A 23,734-nucleotide genomic window follows, 5' to 3' on the forward strand; every position below is an offset into this window, starting at 1 on the left:
GTTTTGTCCATAGTAATATTCTAAATAATGATAACTGAGTTACTTTACATTTCAGCTTTAGTACCCATGGGCGATCGCGCTGTTGTTTTCCGTCGTACTCTCGAAAGTCTTTCCCATTGATTCAGATCAAAACAATAATCGTTTAGGCAATTTTAAGACATCAATATAAAACCTGCAAAAGGAGTCAAAATGAATTCAGTAATTGTTTTTGAAGTCTCTCAAGAAGAAGATGGTGGCTTTGTCGCCGAATGTTTAACTGAGGATATCTTTACTCAGGGCGATAGTTGGAAAGAATTACGAGTTAATGTCAATGAAGCGGTTAAAGGATATTATTTTGATCAGCCAAGTTGTCCTAACGTAAAATTACACCTTCTTAAGGAAGAAATGTTAGTGATTCAATGAAAATTCCTAGAGATCTGAAGGGAAGTGATCTCGCAGATATTCTCTGTCGCCAATGGAATTATAAAGTGGTTCACCAACGGGGAAGTCATATTATTTTGGAGACTGACATTCCTAGTCATCAAAGAATAAGCATTCCCAACCATAATCCTTTGCGTTTAGGGACATTGAATAGTATTTTGCGAGCAATTTCTCGACATAAAGGAGTAACCAAAGCTGATATTATTAATACCTTGTGAGCTTACTTAAAGCCCCTTAAAAACTATGACCGAGTTACTTCCCATCTCCGCCCTAGTTCCCACACGCGATCGCGCTGTTGTTTTCCGTCGTACCCTAGAAAGTCTTTCTCAACAATCAATGCAGCCGTTAGAAATGATTGTGGTGGATGGATCAGATGGAGAGGAAACGCGATCGCTGTGTGAAGATAAAATTCCCAATTTAGAGACAACTATTTACTATTATCGCGCGACAGAATTGGGTGCAGCCACGCAACGAAATCAGGCGATCGCGCACGCAACTCAAGACACGATTTGGCTGTTAGATGATGACATTCTCCTTGAACCCGAATGCTTAGCCAGACTCTGGGAAGCCATACAAAGCGATCCCCAAATGGGAGGAGTTAACGCCATGATTACCAATCAAAAATATTTACCCCCAGGGCGCATTAGTAGGACATTATTTAGTTTTTTACATGGTAAATCAGAAGCCAGTTATGCGGGAAAATGTATTGGTCCAGCGTTGAACCTCCTCCCAGAAGATAATCCTAATTTACCTAAAATTGTCCCTGTAGAATGGTTAAATACTACCTGTGTTCTCTATCGTCGCCAAGCCTTACCCGATCCTTTATTTCCTTCCAATTTTCACGGCTATTCCCTGATGGAAGATGTCACTTTATCCTTAACCGTGGGTCAATCATGGAAACTCGCGAACGCCCGTACTGCTAGAATTTTTCACGATAGTCAACCTGGGGATCATAAAAATAATGTCGGGGTATTGGCACAAATGGACTTAGTCAACCGTTATTATGTGATGACAGAGGTATTAGGGAGGAAAAAAGCTCAAGATTACTTTAAATTAGGGGTACTACAACTTTTTGCGATCGCTGCTTCCTTACAATCTTTTCAAGGCTGGATTGTCTTACCTAGTTTATTATGGGGAAAAGTGAAGGGAACAAAAGAAATTTTCTCAGCAAAATCATTTTAATTACAGTAGCGAAATAATTTCTTTCTAAAATTTTGCGGAAATATCCATAATAATTAATACCAAAAATCAAGTTATTCAAATCCGAAAAACTCATCAAGAAAAACTTAAAAAACAATGAATGCTAAAGATCGAGCTGTCGAAATACAGCGAAAATATTATGCTCAAACCGCTCAAAACTACGATAACCTTCATCAGAATGACCCAGAACATCAATTAGCATTGTACTTAATGGCAGCTTATATTAAGTATTATGGTATCAAAAGTGTTCTTGATGTTGGGGCTGGGACAGGAGATTCAATTCTCTGGCTAAAGCAACATTTTCCAGAACTAAAAGTTACGGGAATTGAACCTGTGAGTGAATTACGAGAACAAGGTTATAAAAAAGGGTTATCTAAAAGTGAATTATTAGAAGGAGATGTCTATCAACTTTCTTTTGAGCCAAACTCTTTTGACTTGGTTTGTGAGTTTGCAGTTTTACACCATGTTGAAAATCCTGACATAGCAGTGCAAGAAATGTCTAAAATTGCTCGTAAAATGATCTGTATCTCTGATTCTAATTTTTTAGGTCAAGGAACTCTACTCAATCGCTGGATCAAATTGCTGTTATTTGTAAGTGGTCTCTGGTCTTTAGCAAATTGGTTAAAAACAGGAGGAAAAGGCTATTATATTAGCGAAGAAGATGGACTAGCTTATTCTTATTCTGTCTTTCAAAATTTTCCTTATCTTCAAAAAAAGTGGGAAACTGTAAGATATATGACGACTAAAGGCGAAGATTTAAAGTATTCTAGCCTTTTAACTGCTGATCACTTAATGCTCATTGGAATCAATAAAAAGCATTGAATCAAGTCGTGATTTCTAAAAGTTTATTAATTGCTAACCGTATCTGGTCAGCAGTACAATCTCGCAATCGTAATCTTTACTATCGTCTCCTAGGCGTAAAGTTGCAAGGGTATGTTTGGTTAAAAGACATAGAAATTCCGAGAAATTACCAAGATATTGAATTGGAAGCGGGCTGTGCTTTAGATCGAGGAGTCGTTTTATTATCCAGTGGAGATATCTCGACTCAGCCTAAAATTTATATTGGTACTGGAACTTATATCAATCGCGGAACTTTCCTAGATGCAGCAGAATCGATTACAATTGGTCATAATTGCGCGATCGGTCCTGGATGCTATATTACCGACCATGATCACGGAATAGATCCCAATCTTCCGCCTTTAGAGCAAGCCCTTATTAGTCAACCGACTCAAATACGCGATCGCGCTTGGATTGGGGCTAATGTTACGATTCTCAAAGGGGTCACAATAGGAGAGCAAGCTGTAATTGGTGCAGGGAGTGTTGTTACTAAAAATATTCCAGATGGCGCGATCGCGGTTGGTGTTCCAGCAACAGTAATTAAAACTCTCCACCAATCAATAATCAACTGACTATATTAGTAGAAAATTCATATTTATTTACGGAAACGGAAAAAGATACGTTAGCTGTTAAAACCTGTCAACAAAAATCATAAATATGGATAAAATTCAGTATCAAAACAATCAATCTAACCTAAATCATCCTCAAGAAAAACAAACTGTCCTCGAAAATTTTAATAAGGTTGCTAATCAAATCAGTCCGCCCTCTAACTTAATTATTGAGTTAGGAGGTAGTATTCTCAGATGGACTGCAGTTGGGTTAACTCGATTTTTGCAAGATGTTGGCTACAACAAACGAAAACTTGCAAGCTATAGAGATCAAAGCATTATGCTCAATATTGGTTCTGGTGAATACAATAAAGAGCAATTTCTAACAACAGATATTCTTCCAGCTGGAGAAGGTTTTCTAAAACTATTAATAGGAAAACATCAAATTAAAAATGATTTATTTCTTGATGTAACTTATGCTGATAAACATTTATTTGATTGTGCAGATAGTATTGTTTTATCTCATGTTTTAGAGCATGTTTCGCCTAAATTTGCCCTACAATCTCTTCGTAACTGTTGGCAATATCTTAAACCCAATGGCGCAATTCGAGTCACCGTTCCCTACCTTGGTGTATATGAAACATCTGAATGGCCCAAGAAAAAAGATTTAAAGAACCCAATGCTTGGGAAAAATCTCATGATTTATTGTTCAGGACATCAATTTATGTATGATGCTGAGTTACTGATTCTTCTTCTTCAAGAAGCAGGATTTCAAAAGGTACAACAAGTCAGTTATCAGGAAGGATTACTTGGCTATATGGATACTCCTGGACGACAAAATGAATCAATTTATGTGACTGGAATTAAACCTAAGACAGGAGTGTAGAAGTGGTTGCTATTGTCTTCGTTATTCCTTTAATTTCTAAACGAAAATGTTCTAATTGGGAACTGAGAACTAAACTCTTACAGGGGACAATTAATTCTCTTGATAATCAGAAAAGCCCTAATTTTAGGGTTATCATTGGTTGTCATGAAATCCCTAATATTTCGATTCAAAACTATCCAGATAATTTTCAGTTCATTCAGTTGCACTCAGATCCTCTTAAAAATCCCGAAAAAAATCAACGGGACAAGTTATTAAAAATTTGCAATGCTTTGTTGACTGTAAAAGATTTAGATTTTGATTATTGTATGGCACTTGATGCAGATGATAGAGTTAGCTATCAATTGGTAAGTTTCCTAGAAAAACAGCCTAAAACGGATGCTTGGATCATCGATCAAGGGTATCAAGTAAACTATCAAAATCGAAGGGTATTTTTATGTAATCATCTTAGTCAAATTTGTGGATCAACTACTATTTTATCTAAGGAAGTGGCTGGTATTCCTCAAGCAGATTCAGTCTCAGAATTTGTTAAGTGTTTTTGGCAACACGAAGGTCATCATACTGCTAAAGCTTATTTTAATACCAAACACATCCAATATCAAACGATTCCTTTTCCATCCCTACAGTATATTCTTCACCACAGCTTAAATTTAGAAGAATCTAAGTTATCTGTTGCTAGTACCATTCAAAACTTTAAATATATGACAAAAAAAATAATTAAGTATCAAATCTTAGGAAGACCAATGAAAAAACAAGAACACCAAGCGTTTGGATATACTTTAGAAGCGTAAGTGAAATGGCTAACAGTTGCCCAATTACAGTGGGAATTCCTACCTACAAACGTCTAGATAAACTTCCCATCGCGCTGGAAAAAATTTTAGCCTGCAATCCGCAACCCAATGAAATTATTGTTCATGTTGACAATAACGATACAACAACCGAAAAATGGCTAATCAATCACTTTCCCTCCATTAAAGTTCTTAAAAGCAAAACTCAAGTTGGACCTGGTGGCGGTAGAAATAAAATTATCAAAGCAGCGACAAATCCGATTGTTGCAAGTTTTGATGATGATTCTTATCCGCTTGATCCCGACTATTTTACTCGCTTAAGTGAACTGTTTGAACAATTTCCAGAAGCAGCAGTCATTGCAGCCAGTATTTTCCACCAAGGAGAAATGATTGATCCTGATACTTTAACTGCATTTTGGACAGCCGATTTTGTTGGCTGTGGCTGTGCTTATCGGCGAGAGGTTTTTTTAGAGACGAGTGGTTATGTTTCTCTTCCTTTAGCTTACGGGATGGAGGAAACCGACTTTTCTTTGAGACTCCATGGGATGGGATGGAAAATTTTAACGAGTTCATGGCTACGGGTGTTTCATGACACGCAATTAAAACATCATGAAGATCCCCGCATTACTGCTGCTAGTATTGCCAATCAAGCCTTGCTAGCATATCTAAGATACCCCCCCAGTTTATGGGGTTTGGGAATTGCACAATGTATAAGCCGTATTGGGTGGCTGATCCGACATCAACGCTATCGAGGAATCTTAAAAGGCATTATTTTAATTCCTAGGTTACTATGGAACAATAAAAAACAGCGTCAAAACTTGAATTCTAACTCCATTTTTTCCTATTTAAAACTTCGGAAAAATAAGATTGCAGTCCAACTAAACGAAACAACTTCTTTAACTTAGTCAATGAATTATGGTGACTGAATCTTTCCCATCAAAAGAGCATTCCTCATGGATTTGTTGCCAAATCGGTGCCAGGGAACACTATGCTATTCCTATATCTTTACACCAAGAGGGACAATTAATTCATCTCATTACAGATGCTTGGGTTTCTCCTCACTCCGAACTGAATTATTTACCTCGTGTTTCCGCCAACTTACGAGGGCGTTATCATTCTGAATTAGCAGATGCAAAAGTTTCTGCTTTTAATTATTCTCTGATTGCCTTTGAGTTAAGTCAACGCCTACGGGGAATTTCGGGATGGCAATGTACCATTGCGCGGAATAACTGGTTTCAGAAAAAAGCAAAAGCCGTACTGAAGAAAATCGCAAATCAGTTATCTGAACCCCCTGTCATTTTTTCTTACAGCTATGCAGCGTTAGAAATTTTCCGCTTTGCTAAAGAACAGGGTTGGACAACCGTTTTAGGGCAAATTGATCCAGGAATTCGCGAAGAAGAATTGGTCATTGCAGAACATGAAAGACACCCTGATTTAGCCCCAGAATGGAAACCCGCCCCTCCTCACTATTGGGATAACTGGCGAGAAGAATGTCAACTTGCCGATCACATTGTTGTTAATTCTGAATGGTCGCGTCAGTTATTACAAGAAGCAGGAATTGAAACTGAAAAATGTAAGATCATACCCCTAGTTTATACTCCACCAGCAGAAGCCCTAAATTTTGTTCGGACTTATCCTGATACTTTTTCTCCCGAACGTCCCCTGAGAGTGTTATTCTTAGGACAAGTCATTCTTAGAAAAGGTATGGCAGCAGTTTTAGAAGCCATTCAATCCCTCGAAGGATACCCCATCGAATTTTGGATTGTCGGGTCTTGTCAAATTAATATTCCAGAAGACATCCAAAACCATCCTCAAGTGCATTGGATTGGTCGTATTCCTCGCAGCAAAACCGCTTATTATTATCAGCAAGCGGATGTGTTTCTCTTTCCGACGCTATCTGATGGATTTGGTTTAACGCAGTTAGAAGCACAAGCCTGGCAATTACCGATTATTGCTTCTCAAAATTGTGGCAAAGTGGTAACAGATGGAGAAAATGGCTGGATTTTGTCAGAAGTTACTGGGGGCGCGATCGCTGCTTGTCTAAAACATTTATTATCTTACCCTTTTCACCTTAGACATTATAGTCAAAACAGTTCATTTTTAGTGAGTAAAGAACAAAATTGTTCCAAATAAAATTAGTATTGTTGCTGATTGAATATTTCAATTGAGCCCATAAATAATTAGAAAAATATTATATCTTGACTATGACTAATACAACCGATGAATCTCAATTAAAAGACTACTATCGTCAAACGGCTAGTAATTATGATCAAATGCAAGTCCATCAAGACGATGAACATCATAATGCATTGAAAATTCTCCTTGGGTATGCTCTGGACCAAGAATTGACTTCAATATTAGACGTGGGAACTGGAACAGGACGTGCGCTTCTTTACCTTAAGGAATATATTCCCAACTTAGACTATCGGGGAATTGAACTCATTCCAGAGTTGCGGGATATAGCTCTTGACAAAGGTCTTGATCCTGCACGAATTGATATAGGTGATGGGAGAAAATTACCTTATGCAGATAACTCATTTGAAATAGTGACCGCATTTGGCGTTCTTCATCATTCTAATTGCCCGGAGACTGTTGTTCAAGAAATGTTGAGGGTTGCTTCTCGGGCTATTTATATTTCTGATCATAATATTTATGGTTGGGGGACAACTTTTACTAAAACAGCTAAACAAATTGTCCGTTCTCTTTTTGGTCTGAAGGGAACTCGTTTGATTCTAACAAAATTTAAAGGTTACCACCTGACTGATTATGATGGTGTTTTTTATCCTTTCTCTCTATTTGATATATTGCCACAACTTAAAAAAAGCTCTCAGATAAAAATGATTATAAGCACTAAAGGGTTAGCTAATCACTTGTATAAAGAAGCGTCTCATATTGCTGTTTTAGGAGAAATTGATGAAAGGAGTAAACAATTATAGTCATATTGACTTCTTCTCAAATTAATTAGAGGGATATTATTCTTATAAATTAATTGAAATATCATTGAAATTAAATCCATGCTTAACATGAATTCAAGCCCAGATATTAACCAGACCTTTATTATTTTTTACATATCCAAAAAACGGCTGGTATTACTTTGCAGCGAATGCTCCGCTCTCGTTATGGACCTCATTTATTACAGCGAACTAAGAACTTAATCCAAGAGAAATTAAATTCGTCTCCAGATCCAGTATCACTTAAAAAACGTTTATCTTCGATCACGATGCAAGATCAGTATTTTATGGGGCATTTTTGTTATGGCATTCACAAGTTTTTACCTTATCCTTATACCTATATTACATTTTTAAGAGAACCTATTAGTCGTCTCCTCTCTCTTTATAGATATTCTAAGTTGAATAGTTCAGCATATTATCATGGCTTAGCACGTAATGCTTCTCCAAAGGAATTTTTTTTTGAATCTAATTTAATGGAATTAGATAATGGAATGTTAAGATTTATTCTTGGTAATCCTCCTGATTATGGCGATCTATTTATTAATCGAACCCCAGTTGGAAAGTGTAATGAAGATATGCTAAAACAAGCTAAACAAAACATAGAAAATGAATTTAGCTTTGTTGGTATTGTTGAAAAATTTGACGAATCAGTCCTTTTGCTGAAAAAACAGTTAAATTGGAAAAACCCCTATTATTTAAGGCGTAATACTTACAAAAATACAAATCAGAATCAGCCTCTTACATCTAGTAGTTGGGATTTTAGTGACTTGATGATTGAAAAACTAAAAGAAAAAATAAATATGATATGGCTCTTTATCAATTTGCTTATCATCAATTAGAAAAGCAGTTGGAAAGCTTCGGCGATGAGTTTTTAAAGGAAATTTATTCTTTCAAGAAAAAGAATTTTGCATATAATAAAGCACTTTTACCAATATATAATAAATATGATACTCTTAAGGCTTTTATCAAAGGAGAGAATAATCGTCCTATATAAATCTCTAGATTCTAGAATTTACATTAAGTGATAAATTCAGTATTAGTAATACAATATAAAAAACGCAAAAGAAAAATACGCTCTCAGCTGATAAAGCTGCCTAGATTGTCATAAAGACCGTTACTAATAATCTGTGAATTTCACAGTAAACAGTGATGAATTTAATTAAAGTTATTCTCTACTCTGTTTTACCATCTCCCTATCAACGCGATCTACTTTATGCTCTTTCCCAACATCCGAAAGTAGATCTACAAGTGAATTATCTCGAAGCTGCTTGTTCAGATTCGCCTTGGCCAGAAAAACCCATCCAAAGCTATGAACGTATTTTACCAGGATTTGATCTATCTTGGGGATTGTCTCGGTTTCACTTTAATTGGGATTTTCCTAATCTAAAAGAAGTGGATGTTGTTGTGTTTAATGGTTACATGAGTTTGACTGCACAACTGATTTTGAGATGGCAAGCGCAACAAGTTCCTTGCATGTTTTGGGGAGAAGCCATGGTCGCTTCCTCTAATGGTTTAAAAGGAAAAATTCAACCGTTTTTAGCTCAACCTTTAGAACAGTGTCGAGGGATTGCTGGTATTGGTTCTCAAGCAGTAGCAGACTATAAGAAACGTTTTCCCAATAAACCAATTTTTAATATCCCTTACTATTGCAACTTATCAGAGTTTCAGAAGCAAATCCCGCAACGCCCTCGCACGCCACCAACGATTCTGTTTTGTGGTCAAATGATTTCTCGCAAAGGAATTGATCTTCTACTGCAAGCCTTTAATACTCTATTACAACAAGGCTTAGAGGCCCGTTTACTGCTCGTGGGACGAGAAGCAGAACTGCCACAGATGCTGCAAAATCTACCAGAAATAACACAGGAAAAAATCAAATATGCGGGTTTCCAAGCTCCAGAAAATTTACCTTATTTTTTCCGCCAGGCTGATTTATTTGTGTTACCCAGTCGTTACGATGGTTGGGGAGTTGTAGTTAACCAAGCCGTGGGTGCAGGATTACCGATCATTTGTTCAGATGCGGTTGGCGCAGCCCGAGATTTAGTTGAACCGAAGCAGAATGGGCTAATTTTCCCCGCAGGAGATGTGGATGCTTTAACCGAGGCTTTCGCTAATTTCTTACAAAATCCACAAGCGATAGAAAGAGCTAGTATTGCCTCTCAGAAAAAAGCAGAGAATTGGTCTCCCACGGTAGGAGCGCAAAAGTGGGTGGATGCTTTGGAAGCCGTGATTGATCAGGGAGCACTGAAACAGTGAGAATTCTTTTTGTAAGTACCAGTTCTGGTTCTCGGGGGGGAGGTGAACTGTATTTAATTTATTTGGGTCAAGAACTGGCTAAGCGACAGCATAGCGTTGGTTTGTGGTGTTCTGATCATCCTCGTATGGATGAACTTGCCAGTAAATTTAAGGAATTTGGGGAAGTGCTGCGATCGCGCTACAGCAACACATATGATCGGAAAATCCGCTCTTTTAGTCACTTAATTCCGCGAGTCTCTCCTGAAATTAGACAACAGTGGGAAAGTTTTCAACCGCAACTGATTCACCTCAATAAACAAAATTTAGAAGATGGTCTTGATCTGTTGCAGCTAGCGAACAGCTTACCCTATCCCAGCGTTGCCACCATTCATATTACCCAAACCCAAGGCAGTTTAGGCGCGTTTTTGGGTTGGGGGCGGGACAAAATCGCCAAGCGTTCCTTAAGGCAATTCCAAGGAGCTTTAGTAGCTATCTCGCAAACTCGGGGAAAAAATTTGTCGGAGTTTATTGAGTCTAAAACCCCAGTTATAAAAACGATTGAAAATGGAGTTCGGATTCCGACTGAACAAGAAAAGATAACGAAGCGAGAGCAAACCCGTTCGCAATTAGGAGTGAAAGCGGATCAGTTGCTAGTGGTTGCGATTGGACGCATGGAAGCGCAAAAACGACCCCTTTTATTTTTAGAATGGGCAAACTATCTCAAAGTAATCTTTCCAGAGGTGCGATTTTTATGGGTGGGAGATGGACGTTCTGCACCCGAATGGGAACAATGGGTTAAAAATAAGCAAGCAGGAGACTATATCCAACGTCTGGGATGGCAAACTGATGTCACTCCTTATTTAGCCGCAGCAGATGCCTTCTTTCACCCAGCTGAATTTGAAGGGTTACCCTTTGCCTTATTAGAAGCCATGGCTTGGTCACTCCCTTGTTTTATTACTCCCTCCTTAGCCAAAGAATTAAGTTTCCCAGAAGGGGTGTGCGCGATCGTTGAGGAACAAGATTATACGACCTTAAAATATCTAGCTGACCCAAGGCAACGTTCTACAATCGGAGGAAGAGGTTACGAGTTAGTAGAAGAAACATTTTCTCGATCAAAAATGATCGAACAATACGAAACCTTATACCATCATTTCTGCGCTCAATCCAGTTTAAACTATGGCTAACTCCTCTCTTGATTATTCTCCATCTCGCATCCAACGAAACAAGGATGTGCCGCAACCGACATCAGCAGCTAGTGCTAGTTTACTCACGGGTATCTTGCTTGCATTTTTCACAATTAATCCCAATGCCTTTCCCAGTGAAATGGCTCAACAAGCCTCCATTTTTGTGGGACTAGGCTTTTTTGGAAGCCTCTGCTTTGATAGCACTCGCGGTTGGAGAAATTTATTTCGCACTGATTTAGTTTGTCTTTCAGGGCTCTATTTTTTTAGTCTCTTTGAATTCTTATTTCCTCAAGAAGGCTTTAATAACTTACTCACCTCTGAGCAAACTGTTGATGCTCTCTATATACTCTTATTAGGTTTTGCCGGATTAGTAATTGGTCGGCATTTTACGATTCTCAAGCCCATTCCCAAAAAATGGTTGAACTTTAGCACTATTCCTGATCAATCCCTTTTCCGTCTTTTCTTAATTTCCAGCTTCTTAGGCTATTTTTATCTATTATCGACAGTTCAGTTTAATGTTATAGAAGCTATGGACGAAATGCTAGGAGCTCGCTTTAGCCAGCCTTGGTCGCGAGGAGCATATGGTGGATGGAAATCACTGCTTTATGAATTAGCCCTTTTACGCTATGCAATTCCTCCCATTGGGGGGATTTTGTTGAATCGGCGTCAAAACTTTAAACTATGGCAAATTATTCTTGTGATTCTGATCTTGATTTTCACTTTCTATCAAGGTTTTACTAGTGGCACTCGCAGTATTTTTGGTGCTTATTTAGCCGGTTTTTTAGGGGGATATCTTCTAACTTTAGAAAAAATCCGACTTTGGAAAATTGTTATTCCCCTTGGAATTGCTGGTTACGCAATGCTATTTGCAACTCGACATATGCTCCGCTTTAGGAATATTGGACTTAGAAAATATATTGAATGGGGAGTTTATGAAAGCGTTCAAGCTGAAGAAGGCTTAGCAGTTGATTACAATCTCTGGCCTATTGGTAAAATTGTAGATGCCATGCCGAATACTTATGATTTTCTGGGATGGGAAATGATTCAGGTATTTGCCACCAAACCAGTTCCCCGAGTATTATGGCCTGGTAAACCAGTAGAGTTAAGCACTTCCATTGAAGACATTGTGGGGGCGACACAAATGACAGTTGCAACCACCTATGTTGGTGAGGCTTATATGCTCGGTGGTGTGATTGCTGTCATTGTTGTCTCCTTAATTATTGGAGCAACCAGTAACTGGTGGACTCGGATTACAACCCAACAATCATCTGGGTATGCCGTAGCAGTAGGAGCGCTGGGATTTTTTGTGGCTGCGATGACCATGCGCAGTCTGGCTTTTTTTACTACCATGATTCTCCCGATTATCGCCTTAATCTTTTTTGCTCAAATTGTTCCTTCTTTGATTGGAGCGAACAAAAGATAGAGTTCAAACCTTCTTAATTAATGGTGGTGATGGGGAAAGTAGGAGACTAGGTGAACAGAATTAACAAAACGACGAATAATGAGGTGACCAGCCATCTATTCCCTATTGTCTTGCGTGTAGCACTATAGTACGTAGCCCTATTAATCATATATATGCGAGTTTTACATGTCATCCCATCTCTGAGTCCTAAGCATGGTGGTCCCACAGAAGTTGCTCTCAACTTAGTTCGATCGCTGCAAGATTTAAATATTGATGCCGAGATCCTAACCACCAATGATGATGAACAAGACTTGCTCGATGTCCCACTTCAGCGCCGGGTTGACTATCAAGGCGTTCCCGTTTGGTTTTTTCCTCGTCTGGCTCGGATGAAAGCGTTTATTCCCTCTCTATCTCTAACCCAGTGGCTAGCACGGCATATTACGGAGTACGATCTCCTTGACCATCACTATCTCTTTTGCTACGTTCCCACCGTTTCCGCATGGCTAGCGCGTTGGCACAATGTTCCTTACACCGTCCGTACGATGGGACAACTCACTCCTTGGGCTCTAGCACAAGGTCGCCTCAAAAAACAAGTTTATAGCACTCTCTTTGAAAAACAAAATTTAAACCAAGCAGCAGCGGTTCACTGTACATCGGCTGGGGAAGCGGAAGATGTTAGCAATTTTGGAGTGCACGCTCCCAAGGTGGTTTTACCTTTAGGCGTTGCGTTACCTCAACCCATTCCGAATGCTCGTCAGCAGTTACGCCACCGCTACGGGATAGATCCAGAAACGCCCATTGTCTTATTTCTCTCGCGACTACACTATAAAAAACGACCAGAGTTATTAATTGATTCCGTTGCTGAGTTAGTTGAACAAGGTCAATCGGTTCATTTACTTTTAGCCGGTTCAGGGGAAACCGACTATATTCAAGGGTTACAAGCGCAAGTGACCCGTTTAGGGCTTGACCCATACGTAACCTTTACTGGATTTATGACTGGATACGATAAAGATTTAGTGCTACAAGGGTCAGATATTTTTGCTTTACCTTCCTATTCCGAAAACTTTGGCATTGCGGTTGCGGAAGCCATGGCTGTCCCCTTACCCGTCATTATTACGCCAGGGGTGCAAATTGCCCCAGAAATTGAGAAGGCAAAAGCAGGGGTTATTATTGAAGGAGAGCAAGAACGTCTCACCCAAGCCCTAGCTGAACTGTTACAACACCCTCAATATCGAAAGGATTTAGGAGAGAATGCGCGTCAGTTAGTGCAAGAGCGTTATTCTTGGAGCGCGATCGCGCAACAATTGGCTCAAACTTATCAAGAGATTATCGTCCAACACCGAAAACGCTAATCCTCAACCCAATCATCAATCATGCTTGGAACTTGCAATGCTCAATCCCCGCCGAAACAATCTCGCCCTTTATCGAAAATGGTTGCTTCAATTGGTTCTTTTCTTGTTTGTGGCGCGGGTGATGATGATTCCCATCCAAATCGCGATCGCGCAATTCCAATCTCCCCAACCGCAAGCGATTTTCGTTCCTGGTGGCGGTAAAAGCCGCGATCGCGCAGCAGCAAAACTGGCTCAAGCCCATCCCAAACTTCCCATTTGGATTTCATCAAGCAGTGCGCCCGAATGGACCAATGACTATTTTCAGGAGGTTGGAATTTCTCTGTCTCGCCTTCATTTAGATTATTGTGCCGTTGATACTGTCACCAACTTTACCTGTCTCGTTGATCAACTAAAAGCAAATCAGATTCAGCACGTTTATCTCCTCACCTCAGACTTCCATCTCCCTCGCGCTCAAGTCATTGCCTTTTTCATTTTTGGCAGTCGCAACATTGCCGTTACCCCGATCAGTATTCCCTCGGAAAAGTCTTCTGAACCATGGTTTTCTACCTTTCGAGACAGTATCCGCAGCATGGTTTGGATTCTCACTGGACGCAGTTTCCTCCGCTTCCATCCCAGAGGGCGCGATGTGGATCATCAACTTCCCCTATAACGAGGGGCTAAAAGGCGACCTTAAAATATCCAGAAATTGCAGGAGTTGAACCCGATACTTGTTTTTAGATTCAAAATGCCAGTCTGGTTCGTAATAGTCTAGCTTTTCCAGACTTTCCAGTTAGTGAAATGATTCCCGATCTAATTCAAAAAGCAGAAAAACAAGGCCCTCGACAGATGTTAAAAGAGTTAAAAACAAATCTGAAAGCCTCTACTGAGTAATTCTGACTAACTTCATGATGCAACTGGATCAATATACGACAGGCTCTTATACTCCCGGTGCTCCCTATTGGAAGCAACTGCTGTGGTACTTTGTGGGTCGTCCCCTCCTCGAAACGTACTGGATTCCCTTTTCTGGCTTTAAAACCCGCTTGCTAATTGCATTTGGAGCAAAAATTGGGTCTGGGGTTCGCATTAAACCAGGGGTGCGGGTTAAGTTTCCTTGGCGCTTGACCATTGGGGATTATGTCTGGTTGGGGGAGAGAGCCTGGCTAGATAATCTTGCTCCGATTATCATTGAAAATCATGTTTGCGTTTCCCAAGAGGTTTATCTCTGCACGGGTAATCACAACTGGAATGACCCGAGCTTTTCTTTGCTCACTGCTCCGATTACCCTTGAAGAAGGAAGTTGGATTGCAGCAAGAGCCATTATCGGACCTGATGTCACCATTGGTCGTGGGGCGGTACTGGGTTTAGGCAGTGTCACTGGAAAATCCTTGGCTCCGATGACAATTTATGTCGGTAATCCCGCACAACCGATCAAAAAACGCTTTCATCAGGAAAATCAGCAGCAAGAACCATCAAATGAGTCAGTTAAGCAATAGTTTTACCCTATTTCTGAGTTTAATTGTTGAAGCATTTCCCTTTTTATTAATGGGAGTCATCCTATCAAGTGTTTTACTCCTCTTTATTGATGAAGCAAAACTGATTCATTTGTCTCCTCGAAACCCAATTTTAGGGGCTTTAATGGGAAGTTTAGTGGGATTTCTCTTTCCCGTGTGCGAATGTGGAAATGTTCCTGTGGCAAGACGTTTGCTCTTACAACGAGTGCCAGTCTCGGTGGCGATTGGCTTTTTATTAGCAGCACCAACCATTAATCCAATTGTTATTTGGTCAACTTGGATTGCGTTTCGTGATCAACCCGAAATCGTGGGCTTAAGAGTGGTGTTTTCTTTAATTGTTGCTGTTATTATTAGTTGTATTTTTAGTGTCCAAAAAGATGTCAAAGTTCTCTTACAACCAACGGTAGCCAAACAACTCAGCCAACATTCTCCTCAGCCAAAAAAGCAAGAACCCACTTTACTCCAATCAGGAACTTTTTTGCTGAATGCAAGTGGTCAACCGATTCCATTGGAAACGATTGCCAATCGTAGAAGTTCTCGCCAAGGAATCGCCATGCAGGCGTTTCTAAATAACTTGACTCAAGAATTACGAGAGTTAGGGGGGATCTTAGTTTTAGGAAGCGCGATCGCTGCTGGGATTCAAGTCTTTACGCCACGAGAACTCATTTTAGGCTTAGGACAAAGTCCAGTGAGTTCCATTATCGTGATGATGCTATTAGGAGCACTCATTTCAATTTGTTCAACGGTTGATGCGTTTTTTGCTCTTTCTTTTTCCGCCACCTTTACCACGAGCTCATTACTTGCTTTCCTTGTCTTTGGTCCGATGATTGACTTAAAGAGCGTTGGTTTATTACTCTCTGTCTTTAAACCTCGCATCATTATTTATTTGTTTGCAATCTCAGCACAATTGATTTTCTTACTCACCCTTGGGTATAACTATCTATCCGGTTAACTCCCTCACCCCTCGGGAAAAATAAAACTGGCCGAAAAACCGCAACCCATTACTATCATTTAACTTGACTCCACTACTCAGTTGAAGTGAACAATTGTCTAATGATTTGAAGAGGCTTTTGCGAGTTTGCCCTGTTGCAGAGAAGGGGTAGATCTAGTAAATTATAGTGAGTTCTCGACATTTATTACTTAGCCGAAAATAATGTTGTTAAATAAACTTTCTATGGGCTATCGATTAGGGTGGGGATTACTCGGAACAATGATGGTGGGTGTGCTCTCTGGTGGTATGCCAGCAGCCGAAGCCAGAGATCTCATTTGGCAACCTGCCTCTTCGCAAACCTCCACTAACCCGACCTCTCCCTCACAGGAATCTACCGCAGATGTCCCCTCGGAAAATGTATTAACCGCAGAAGAATTGCAAGACACAATCCGTGGCTTGGAACTCATTGCTACCTTGGATATTTCTTCCTCAAAAATTAAGGAAACGAAACGAATTCAGGAGCAACTGCAAAGCGTACAACAAAACCAATCTTCACCTTATGTCTTAACTTCCAATCAAATTCAAGACTTACGTCATATTTTTTCTACTCTACGACAAACGGAATTAACTGCGATTAATCAGCTTCTGTTTAATCAGAAATCAGACAATCCTTTTCAGTTAGATGCCAGCGCGATCGCGCGGTTACGACAAAATTTACAAGAAACATCTGCGAATAACCTTAGCGAGGTTAAACAACCAGCAAGAGTCACGCTACAATCCTCAAATCCCCGTCCCGAACAGGAGGTTGTTTCCTCACCATCTCCGAAGGACGAAATTCAGGTCACGACAACAAAGCCGACACCGCCTCAAAATCAGCGTCAAAATCAACCGAGAAAGTTGCAAGTCACCCAAAATAATACCGCCAGTCGTGAAGAGTTAGTGCAAAATTTATTAGTGCCTGAGCCAGCGACAGAAGAGATTATTGTTGCTACAGAACGATCTGCACCTGCCATCAGTATTAGTGTTCCCACGGGCTATGGTGCACGTCATGGTCAATTGTTTTCGGGGCTGGATTTCCAAGATTCAACCCGTAATGGCGATGGCAGTGATGATGCGAGCTTTGGTTTTGGCTTAGGTATCGGCGACCCTGAAGACAGTATTGGAGTTAACTTAACTTATACCTCTTTTTCCACAGTTCGTAGCACTCCCTTTGACACAGGAGGCGTGAGCCTAAAACTACACCGCATCCTCGGCACAACAACCTCTGCAGCCATTGGTGCAGAAAACTTTATCCGATATGGCGACTTTGATGCCGAGACCAGTTATTATGGCTCAGTAACTAATATTTTCGCTTTACGCGATAACATAACAGAGCCTTTTAGTTCCTTAGCAGTAACGCTCGGTGTTGGTTCAGGGCGGTTTCGCCAATTTGATGACATTGAAGAAGATAACGAAACGGTTAACATCTTTGGTTCGGCTGGGTTGCGAGTCACCGAACAGTTTTCTCTGGTGGGAGCATATACGGGTAATACCCTCGCCTTGGGAGCTTCCCTTGCCCCATTTAAAGAATTTCCGTTAGTCATTACCCCCGCCTTTACTGACTTAACGGGGGAGTTTAGCGATGACCCTCGTTTTATTTTGAGTGTTGGTTACGGCACACGCTTATTCTAGGCTGAAGAGGAAATTTGCCAATTATGCAGATCAAATTAGTTTCAATACAAGTCGGTCTTGGGTTCGCGTTAATGGGAGGTGTGTTTAGCCTACTGGTACAGCCAGTGCAAGCTCAGACAGATACCTCTGGAACAGGGATCAACGTCTCAACCACCAATGCTGCTGGCTCCAAATTTCAACAACAGGGAGTTACCCAAGGCATTCCTGAACCAACTGCGAATGACTATGTTGGGAGCGTCTCGAATATGTTAGATCAGTTAGACACTGGAACGTTTTTTGACCCTAATGATATTCCTCAAGGAACTCAACAAACTCTGGCAGAGGTTTTAGTTGATCCAACCCCAAACAATCAACAAGACCTCATCACGGCTCTCATAGAAAGTCAACAGATCTCTGAACAAATTGCAGAGGAGTTAGTTGGTTTGATTACTGATGCCTTTGATGATGTCGATGATGCAGTCAATGAGGATGAAAACCTTGAAAGCTGTCCCAACATTCCCAATGGGATCTCTCATGTCGTTTATGAGTTAGCGGAGGGTTCAACAGTTAAAGTTGATAACTATCTTGGGGATGTTAAAGATCCTTGTGACCCCCAAAAGTATATTGAAGCCCTGGAGGCAGAGGAAGGTCAAGATGTCGTGGGTTATACCATTAAAGCGGGGCCAAATTATTACAATGAACAAGGGGTTAACGTCACAGAAAACATTCCTGATGGGTTTTCCCAGCAGATTCCCACCTATAATGCCTCTGAGCTAGAAGCATCTGATCTAGCTGAGGTGGATGAGGATTTTACAGATGATTTATCGATGAGAGTGGATCAAGCTCAAAAATTGTCACAAGCCATCAACTTGTTTAATCAAATTGTTAACTCCTTGGATGAAGCAACCTTACGAAATCCTCCGAAGGAACTCTTAGCAATTCGGCAAATCCTGGTTGAAGCGTCAGAAGCAACACAAATAGCAGGAGAAGATTGACATTCGGCTCCACCTTATTCAAATCCCTCCTAAAGCCCCACCGCATCAGCTAAGGTGGGGTTTTGATGAGACAACTCCAAATCATCAACGCAAAGAGTCAATTTTCCGATATCCTCTTAGATGGTAGTTTAATCCGTAGAATTAAGGTTAAGAAAAACTTATGGCAGATGCAGCCTCCAATCCCTTAAGCCAGCCGATGGATATTCAAGAACTGGCGATTACACTCTCCGCTCAAAATCTAAATCCGACAATGCTCACCCTAGATAATTTGCGCTCACTGGGTGTGATTCCTGCTGACTGGGAACTGGCGAAACAACCCGTTTTGAACCAACTGCAAGCGCGATTAAACTTCAAGAATGGGGTGAATATTGTTGCTCAGCAACGGAGCATCACCTTTGCTGAACCCTTGAATCCCCAAAATCAGCAGAATTTACAATCAGCAACGGTGGCGAAAGCATTTATGGCGAAATTTGCCCAAGCAGGGTATCAAACGGTCAGTATTGCCCCGAAAACAATTATTAGTTCTGGTAACGAGCAAGAGCGTAATCCTCGTCAATTTATTGTTGAAAATCTGATCGCTCCTGGTCCATGGCGAGAAGTGGGAAATGGTCTGCCCCAAGCCTCGGTTAATTTTGTTTATCAATTAGAACAGTGTCAGTTGAATTTGAGTATTAATGAAGTGCGCTTACGCACGCAAAACGAACCGAGCCAGTCGATACCTGCGCTGTTATTCTCAGGGAGCTTTAATTATCGTCCTCAGCAACAGGGAGCGAATGCTACTTCCCAATTACAGGCTCAAATTGATCGCTGGTCTGATAATTTAGAAACATTCCGCGAAATTGTGCATCAAAAATTCTTAGGAAAACGTGAAGGGGGTATCTTTCCATCCCAAGTTATGCCAAACTAACGCTAAAGTAAAAATACTTGATTAGAACAGCCACCTAGAGCGTGTCGGTGTGCTGTTCTTGTTTAGGAGGATAACTGGGTCTATCGCTCATATTGCACCTGATTGGAGGAACGTAAGGAAATATCCCATGACTGAGGTTATAAAAGTTAACCAAACCCCAATTCCCCCAGAACAACTCCTTTCCCATCTTAAGCAGTATCAGATGCTGCCCCAATTGTTAAGGGAATTGGTGATTGATCGCGCGATCGCGCAAATTGAATGCTCTGGGGAAGAAGTAGAAACCGCCAAACAAGAGTTTGTGAGCCAAAATCGGCTCAATGACCCCAACCGCTTACAAGCCTGGCTCAATCACACGGGCTTGAAACAGGAAGATCTAGAGACCCTTGCCGTGCGTAGCTATAAAATTAAAAAATTTAAGCAAGAGACTTGGGGTTCAAAAATTGAATCTTACTTCCTCCAACGCAAACGTGACCTTGATCAGGTGGTGTATTCCCTGCTACGCACTAAAGATCAAAATACAGCGACCGAACTCTATTTTCGTCTCCAAAATCAAGAAGCGAGCTTTGAAGCACTAGCCCAAGCCTATTCCCAAGGACCCGAAGCAGAAACCCGAGGGATAGTCGGACCCGTTCCTGTGACAACCCCCCATGAAAAAATTGCTAAAATGCTGATGCAAAGCGAACCCAGTCAACTGTGGCCTCCCGTCCGCATTGGCGAATGGAGCATTATTGTGCGTTTAGAAAAACTCATTTCCGCACAGTTGAACGACGCAACTCGTCAAAAACTTCTCAACGAACTCTTTAGCAAATGGCTGGAAGAGGAAGTCAAGAAAATGACCACGATTGAACCATTGAATTCGGAAACCTCCGAGGTAGCCTCATGAGTTTTACACTAACCGATTTTGTTTCTTTTCTCAGCGAGCAATTTCCCTTTAACCAACTGCCACAAGAAGCACGGGAAAGGCTCTCGAAAAAGCTACAACCCCTACGCTACAAAATGGGGCAAGCCCTCGCCCTGCGGGAACGGATGCCCACAGAAATCCAAATTATTTATAAAGGGCACGTTCGGCTGTTGGGATATCAGTCCAGCAATCAGATGCCGATTACCCTGGAATTAGCAGGTCCAGGTCAAACCATCGGTTGGGTGGGTTTAGTACGGGGAACTCCCTGTGAAACCGCCATTGCTTCCGAAGAATCCATTTGTTTAAGTTTAAAAGTAGAAGACTTCTGGGAACTCTACGAACAGTACGATGACTTTCGGCAAGCGCTGCAACACCAGTGTAGTGCCGTAGAAACCTTTACTCTGTTGTGCCAAGAACAAGATCGTCAACCTCATGGCGGGATTGATCTCAAAGCCCTCACTGACACCTGCTTAAACACAGCAGTCGTACAACTGCTTCCCCCAGGAAACCATCAAGTGGCCAACTTACCCAGTGATCATCCCTTAAAAGAGCAACAACGGGTTTGGTTCGTTAGTGGTGGTGGGAAACTCCTCAATGCCCCGATGGGAAGCCGTCTTGATTTGAGCCAAGAGAACATTGTCTTAACCGTCGAAGGAAAACAATCCGCTCGCTTGGTGGGCTTCCAGAAATCAGACTTACCTTGGTTCAATCCCCACGCACAAACGGCTGCGGAAGAAGAGGTGATCGAAGCACCAGAAGCACCAGAAATAGAGGAAACAGCAACCGTTACTCCTGCGGTGACTGATGGGGTGGAAGTATCCGAAGCCCCCAGCGTCATGCCTGGAACCGATGATTATGAAGTAGAAGGGGAAACGGTAGGACTGAAAAAATATCCTCATGTGCGACCCCGAGGGAACACCGCTCTGGAACGGGCTTTTGCCTGCTTTCATATGCTGAGTCAGTATTTTCAACTCCCCTTTCGCAAGGAAGTCATTCGCCGAGTGTTAACCGATCAACTGCGACGAACTGACAGTTTATCCTTACCTGCTGCTGGCGCGATCGCGGAACTGTTAGGACTGAAAGCGCAACTGACACAAATTCCGACCAAAGCCATTGCTCGCATTACGCCACCCGCCTTAATCCGTTGGGGCGAAGATCTAGCCCTTTTGTATGACAGTAATGATCGGGAAGTCGTCTTGGGAATTCCAGGAGAAGGGGTTGTTACCAAATCGATTAAAGAATTCGGAGAAATCTGGGGTGAAGGGGGACAAATCCTCCTGTTAGAAGCAACCAAAGAAACGCCACAACAACGGTTTGGAATTCAATGGTTTCTCCCTTATATCAACAAGTATAAGGGGACTTTGACCCTAGTTTTTATTGCTTCCTTCTTTATTCAAATTTTTGGTTTGGCATTCCCGTTAATGATGCTCGTCATCATTGATAAAGTGATTGCACAAGGGAATCCAGACTTATTGAATGTTTTAGGAGGATTTGTTCTCGTCATTGCCATTTTTGAAGCAGTCCTGACAACTCTCCGCACCTATATCTTTGTCGATGCCACCAACCGCATCGACATGACGTTGGGATCAAAAGTCATTGATCATTTGTTACGACTTCCTCTCCGTTACTTTGAGAAACGCCCAGTTGGTGAACTCTCCAGTCGCGTTAATGAACTCGAACGGATTCGTCAGTTTTTAACTGGAACTGCTTTAACCGTTGTTCTCGATTCCATTTTCTCCGTGGTCTATATCGGAGTCATGCTCCTGTTCAGTTGGCAACTAACCCTCGCTGCTTTATCTGTTGTTCCTCTTTTAATGGGAGTCACTTTCTTCTTTTCACCAACCATTCGAGCTCAACTCAGAACCAAAGCCGAACGTAATTCTCAAACTCAATCTTACTTGGTCGAGGTTTTATCTGGCATTCAAACCGTCAAAGCGCAAAATATTGAGCTACGATCGCGCTGGCGGTGGCAAGAACTTTACTCCCGTTATGTTTCTGCTGGCTTCCGCAACGTTGTTACTTCTACGATTTCCAGTTCGAGTAGTGGTTTTCTCAATAAACTCTCAGGATTAATTGTTCTTTGGTTCGGCGCTTACCTAGTTCTGCAAGGAGATTTAACCCTAGGTCAACTGATTGCCTTCCGTATCATCGGCGGGAAAGTGACTAGTCCTTTACTGCGACTGTCCCAACTGTGGCAAAACTTCCAAGAAACAGCCCTGTCGTTAGAACGTCTCAGCGATATTGTAGATAATCCTCAAGAAGGGGAAGAAGACCGCGATAACATTCCTATGCCCTCAATCGAAGGAGCAGTTCGCTACGAAAATATCTCCTTCCGATTTAAAAATACAGGTCCCATGCAACTGAATAACATTAACCTCGACATTGCACCAGGACAGTTTGTGGGCATTGTTGGACAAAGCGGGGCTGGGAAAAGTACCCTCACCAAATTAGTGGCTCGTCTTTATGAACCCGAAACAGGGCGCATTCTAATTGATAACTACGATATCTCTAAAGTTGAACTCTACTCCTTACGCCGACAAATTGGGGTTGTGCCTCAAGATCCATTACTCTTTGAAGGAACCGTCCAAGAAAACATTTCTTTGACTAATCCCGATGCCAGCACCGAGGAAATTATTGAAGCAGCCCAAGCAGCAGTAGCTCACGAATTCATTATGAATCTTCCTGCTGGTTATAATACGAAAGTGGGAGAACGAGGAGCAGCGCTTTCAGGAGGACAACGGCAACGGATCGCGATCGCGCGGACAATTCTACAACGCCCGCAACTTCTGGTTTTAGATGAGGCAACCAGTGCCCTTGACTACACAACAGAAGCACAAGTTTCCCAAAACTTAGCACAAGTGTTCCAAAACCAAACGGTATTGTTCATTACTCATCGGTTAGCTACGATTAAAGATGCAGATCTAATCCTGATGATGGATGCGGGAAGAATTGTTGAACAAGGCAATCATCAAGAATTAATGGCTCTCCAAGGGCGTTACTACTACCTCTACCAACAACAAGAATCTCGTGTCTAGTCACCGTTAACTCTCAACAGGAGATAAT

The 23,734-nt window shown here is 41.4% G+C and carries 24 protein-coding genes; all 24 read left to right on the plus strand.

The features are described from left to right. Nucleotides 1–189 precede the first annotated feature (189 nt). The 24 genes from PCC7418_RS13815 (at nucleotide 190) to PCC7418_RS13930 (ending at nucleotide 23,706) form a co-directional block, all read left to right on the plus strand. The gene (locus PCC7418_RS13815; protein WP_015226803.1) at nucleotides 190–402 is read left to right on the plus strand and encodes a type II toxin-antitoxin system HicB family antitoxin; all 213 of its coding nucleotides are present in this window, start codon (nucleotides 190–192) and stop codon (nucleotides 400–402) included. Next, nucleotides 399–638: a type II toxin-antitoxin system HicA family toxin gene (locus tag PCC7418_RS13820; RefSeq protein ID WP_015226804.1), complete on the plus strand. Its 240-nt coding sequence runs from the start codon at nucleotides 399–401 to the stop codon at nucleotides 636–638. Before PCC7418_RS13815 ends, PCC7418_RS13820 begins: the two co-directional genes overlap by 4 nt. Before the next feature lie 25 nt (nucleotides 639–663). Then, nucleotides 664–1,602: a glycosyltransferase gene (locus PCC7418_RS13825; RefSeq protein ID WP_015226805.1), complete on the plus strand. Its 939-nt coding sequence runs from the start codon at nucleotides 664–666 to the stop codon at nucleotides 1,600–1,602. A 114-nt stretch (nucleotides 1,603–1,716) separates the two neighbouring features. Continuing rightward, a complete protein-coding gene (locus PCC7418_RS13830) occupies nucleotides 1,717–2,442 on the plus strand; it encodes a class I SAM-dependent methyltransferase (RefSeq protein ID WP_015226806.1) in 726 nt (241 codons plus the stop codon). Next, entirely contained in the window at nucleotides 2,439–3,029 is a 591-nt protein-coding gene (locus PCC7418_RS21215; RefSeq protein ID WP_304411992.1) for an acyltransferase, read from the plus strand. The genes PCC7418_RS13830 and PCC7418_RS21215 overlap by 4 nt, the downstream gene beginning before the upstream one ends. Nucleotides 3,030–3,114: 85 nt before the next feature. Next, entirely contained in the window at nucleotides 3,115–3,891 is a 777-nt protein-coding gene (locus PCC7418_RS13840; protein ID WP_015226808.1) for a methyltransferase domain-containing protein, read from the plus strand. Nucleotides 3,892–3,893: 2 nt separating this feature from the next. Then, entirely contained in the window at nucleotides 3,894–4,679 is a 786-nt protein-coding gene (locus tag PCC7418_RS13845; protein ID WP_015226809.1) for a glycosyltransferase family A protein, read from the plus strand. Nucleotides 4,680–4,684: 5 nt separating this feature from the next. Continuing rightward, nucleotides 4,685–5,581, plus strand: a complete 897-nt coding sequence (locus tag PCC7418_RS13850; RefSeq protein WP_015226810.1) for a glycosyltransferase family 2 protein — start codon at nucleotides 4,685–4,687, stop codon at nucleotides 5,579–5,581. A gap of 10 nt (nucleotides 5,582–5,591) precedes the next feature. Then, entirely contained in the window at nucleotides 5,592–6,809 is a 1,218-nt protein-coding gene (locus tag PCC7418_RS13855; RefSeq protein ID WP_015226811.1) for a glycosyltransferase family 4 protein, read from the plus strand. Between the two features lie 71 nt (nucleotides 6,810–6,880). Further along, a complete protein-coding gene (locus tag PCC7418_RS13860) occupies nucleotides 6,881–7,612 on the plus strand; it encodes a class I SAM-dependent methyltransferase (RefSeq protein ID WP_015226812.1) in 732 nt (243 codons plus the stop codon). A gap of 134 nt (nucleotides 7,613–7,746) precedes the next feature. Beyond that, nucleotides 7,747–8,466, plus strand: coding sequence for a sulfotransferase family 2 domain-containing protein (locus PCC7418_RS13865; protein ID WP_255348285.1), 720 nt, complete (start codon nucleotides 7,747–7,749; stop codon nucleotides 8,464–8,466). Next, complete coding sequence (locus PCC7418_RS13870) at nucleotides 8,433–8,621, plus strand: hypothetical protein (RefSeq protein ID WP_015226814.1); 189 nt, start codon at nucleotides 8,433–8,435, stop codon at nucleotides 8,619–8,621. The genes PCC7418_RS13865 and PCC7418_RS13870 overlap by 34 nt, the downstream gene beginning before the upstream one ends. Before the next feature lie 155 nt (nucleotides 8,622–8,776). After that, nucleotides 8,777–9,880: a glycosyltransferase family 4 protein gene (locus tag PCC7418_RS13875; RefSeq protein ID WP_015226815.1), complete on the plus strand. Its 1,104-nt coding sequence runs from the start codon at nucleotides 8,777–8,779 to the stop codon at nucleotides 9,878–9,880. After that, entirely contained in the window at nucleotides 9,877–11,043 is a 1,167-nt protein-coding gene (locus tag PCC7418_RS13880) for a glycosyltransferase family 4 protein (protein ID WP_015226816.1), read from the plus strand. Before PCC7418_RS13875 ends, PCC7418_RS13880 begins: the two co-directional genes overlap by 4 nt. Then, nucleotides 11,036–12,466 (plus strand): hypothetical protein, encoded by a 1,431-nt coding sequence (locus PCC7418_RS13885; protein WP_015226817.1) that lies wholly within the window; start codon nucleotides 11,036–11,038, stop codon nucleotides 12,464–12,466. Before PCC7418_RS13880 ends, PCC7418_RS13885 begins: the two co-directional genes overlap by 8 nt. 152 nt (nucleotides 12,467–12,618) lie before the next feature. After that, nucleotides 12,619–13,797, plus strand: a complete 1,179-nt coding sequence (locus tag PCC7418_RS13890) for a glycosyltransferase (RefSeq protein WP_015226818.1) — start codon at nucleotides 12,619–12,621, stop codon at nucleotides 13,795–13,797. A 37-nt stretch (nucleotides 13,798–13,834) separates the two neighbouring features. After that, the gene (locus PCC7418_RS13895) at nucleotides 13,835–14,446 is read left to right on the plus strand and encodes a YdcF family protein (RefSeq protein WP_015226819.1); all 612 of its coding nucleotides are present in this window, start codon (nucleotides 13,835–13,837) and stop codon (nucleotides 14,444–14,446) included. Nucleotides 14,447–14,681: 235 nt separating this feature from the next. After that, a complete protein-coding gene (locus tag PCC7418_RS13900; protein ID WP_015226821.1) occupies nucleotides 14,682–15,269 on the plus strand; it encodes a putative colanic acid biosynthesis acetyltransferase in 588 nt (195 codons plus the stop codon). Next, on the plus strand, nucleotides 15,250–16,239 hold the full coding sequence (locus tag PCC7418_RS13905) for a permease (protein ID WP_015226822.1): 990 nt from the start codon (nucleotides 15,250–15,252) through the stop codon (nucleotides 16,237–16,239). Before PCC7418_RS13900 ends, PCC7418_RS13905 begins: the two co-directional genes overlap by 20 nt. 201 nt (nucleotides 16,240–16,440) lie before the next feature. After that, nucleotides 16,441–17,889, plus strand: coding sequence for a hypothetical protein (locus tag PCC7418_RS19475; protein WP_015226823.1), 1,449 nt, complete (start codon nucleotides 16,441–16,443; stop codon nucleotides 17,887–17,889). Between the two features lie 23 nt (nucleotides 17,890–17,912). Beyond that, complete coding sequence (locus PCC7418_RS13915) at nucleotides 17,913–18,863, plus strand: hypothetical protein (RefSeq protein WP_015226824.1); 951 nt, start codon at nucleotides 17,913–17,915, stop codon at nucleotides 18,861–18,863. A 160-nt stretch (nucleotides 18,864–19,023) separates the two neighbouring features. Then, a complete protein-coding gene (locus PCC7418_RS13920) occupies nucleotides 19,024–19,770 on the plus strand; it encodes a hypothetical protein (protein WP_015226825.1) in 747 nt (248 codons plus the stop codon). Nucleotides 19,771–19,897: 127 nt separating this feature from the next. Beyond that, nucleotides 19,898–20,653: a peptidylprolyl isomerase gene (locus tag PCC7418_RS13925; protein WP_015226826.1), complete on the plus strand. Its 756-nt coding sequence runs from the start codon at nucleotides 19,898–19,900 to the stop codon at nucleotides 20,651–20,653. Next, nucleotides 20,650–23,706, plus strand: coding sequence for a peptidase domain-containing ABC transporter (locus PCC7418_RS13930; RefSeq protein ID WP_015226827.1), 3,057 nt, complete (start codon nucleotides 20,650–20,652; stop codon nucleotides 23,704–23,706). Before PCC7418_RS13925 ends, PCC7418_RS13930 begins: the two co-directional genes overlap by 4 nt. The last annotated feature ends 28 nt before the right edge of the window (nucleotides 23,707–23,734 follow it).

The sequence above is a fragment of the Halothece sp. PCC 7418 genome, assembly GCF_000317635.1.
Lineage (GTDB): Bacteria > Cyanobacteriota > Cyanobacteriia > Cyanobacteriales > Rubidibacteraceae > Halothece.

Bases quoted from the DNA above. Each gene is read 5' to 3' on its own strand.
- PCC7418_RS13890 (WP_015226818.1), top strand. From the start codon at position 12,619: ATGCGAGTTTTACATGTCATCCCATCTCTGAGTCCTAAGCATGGTGGT.
- PCC7418_RS13850 (WP_015226810.1), top strand. From the start codon at position 4,685: ATGGCTAACAGTTGCCCAATTACAGTGGGAATTCCTACCTACAAACGT.
- PCC7418_RS13905 (WP_015226822.1), top strand. From the start codon at position 15,250: ATGAGTCAGTTAAGCAATAGTTTTACCCTATTTCTGAGTTTAATTGTT.
- PCC7418_RS13860 (WP_015226812.1), top strand. From the start codon at position 6,881: ATGACTAATACAACCGATGAATCTCAATTAAAAGACTACTATCGTCAA.
- PCC7418_RS13870 (WP_015226814.1), top strand. From the start codon at position 8,433: ATGGCTCTTTATCAATTTGCTTATCATCAATTAGAAAAGCAGTTGGAA.
- PCC7418_RS13895 (WP_015226819.1), top strand. From the start codon at position 13,835: ATGCTCAATCCCCGCCGAAACAATCTCGCCCTTTATCGAAAATGGTTG.
- PCC7418_RS13875 (WP_015226815.1), top strand. From the start codon at position 8,777: ATGAATTTAATTAAAGTTATTCTCTACTCTGTTTTACCATCTCCCTAT.
- PCC7418_RS13920 (WP_015226825.1), top strand. From the start codon at position 19,024: ATGGCAGATGCAGCCTCCAATCCCTTAAGCCAGCCGATGGATATTCAA.
- PCC7418_RS13925 (WP_015226826.1), top strand. From the start codon at position 19,898: ATGACTGAGGTTATAAAAGTTAACCAAACCCCAATTCCCCCAGAACAA.
- PCC7418_RS13855 (WP_015226811.1), top strand. From the start codon at position 5,592: ATGGTGACTGAATCTTTCCCATCAAAAGAGCATTCCTCATGGATTTGT.
- PCC7418_RS13900 (WP_015226821.1), top strand. From the start codon at position 14,682: ATGATGCAACTGGATCAATATACGACAGGCTCTTATACTCCCGGTGCT.
- PCC7418_RS13885 (WP_015226817.1), top strand. From the start codon at position 11,036: ATGGCTAACTCCTCTCTTGATTATTCTCCATCTCGCATCCAACGAAAC.
- PCC7418_RS13815 (WP_015226803.1), top strand. From the start codon at position 190: ATGAATTCAGTAATTGTTTTTGAAGTCTCTCAAGAAGAAGATGGTGGC.
- PCC7418_RS13830 (WP_015226806.1), top strand. From the start codon at position 1,717: ATGAATGCTAAAGATCGAGCTGTCGAAATACAGCGAAAATATTATGCT.
- PCC7418_RS13915 (WP_015226824.1), top strand. From the start codon at position 17,913: ATGCAGATCAAATTAGTTTCAATACAAGTCGGTCTTGGGTTCGCGTTA.
- PCC7418_RS13840 (WP_015226808.1), top strand. From the start codon at position 3,115: ATGGATAAAATTCAGTATCAAAACAATCAATCTAACCTAAATCATCCT.
- PCC7418_RS13825 (WP_015226805.1), top strand. From the start codon at position 664: ATGACCGAGTTACTTCCCATCTCCGCCCTAGTTCCCACACGCGATCGC.
- PCC7418_RS19475 (WP_015226823.1), top strand. From the start codon at position 16,441: ATGTTGTTAAATAAACTTTCTATGGGCTATCGATTAGGGTGGGGATTA.
- PCC7418_RS13930 (WP_015226827.1), top strand. From the start codon at position 20,650: ATGAGTTTTACACTAACCGATTTTGTTTCTTTTCTCAGCGAGCAATTT.
- PCC7418_RS13820 (WP_015226804.1), top strand. From the start codon at position 399: ATGAAAATTCCTAGAGATCTGAAGGGAAGTGATCTCGCAGATATTCTC.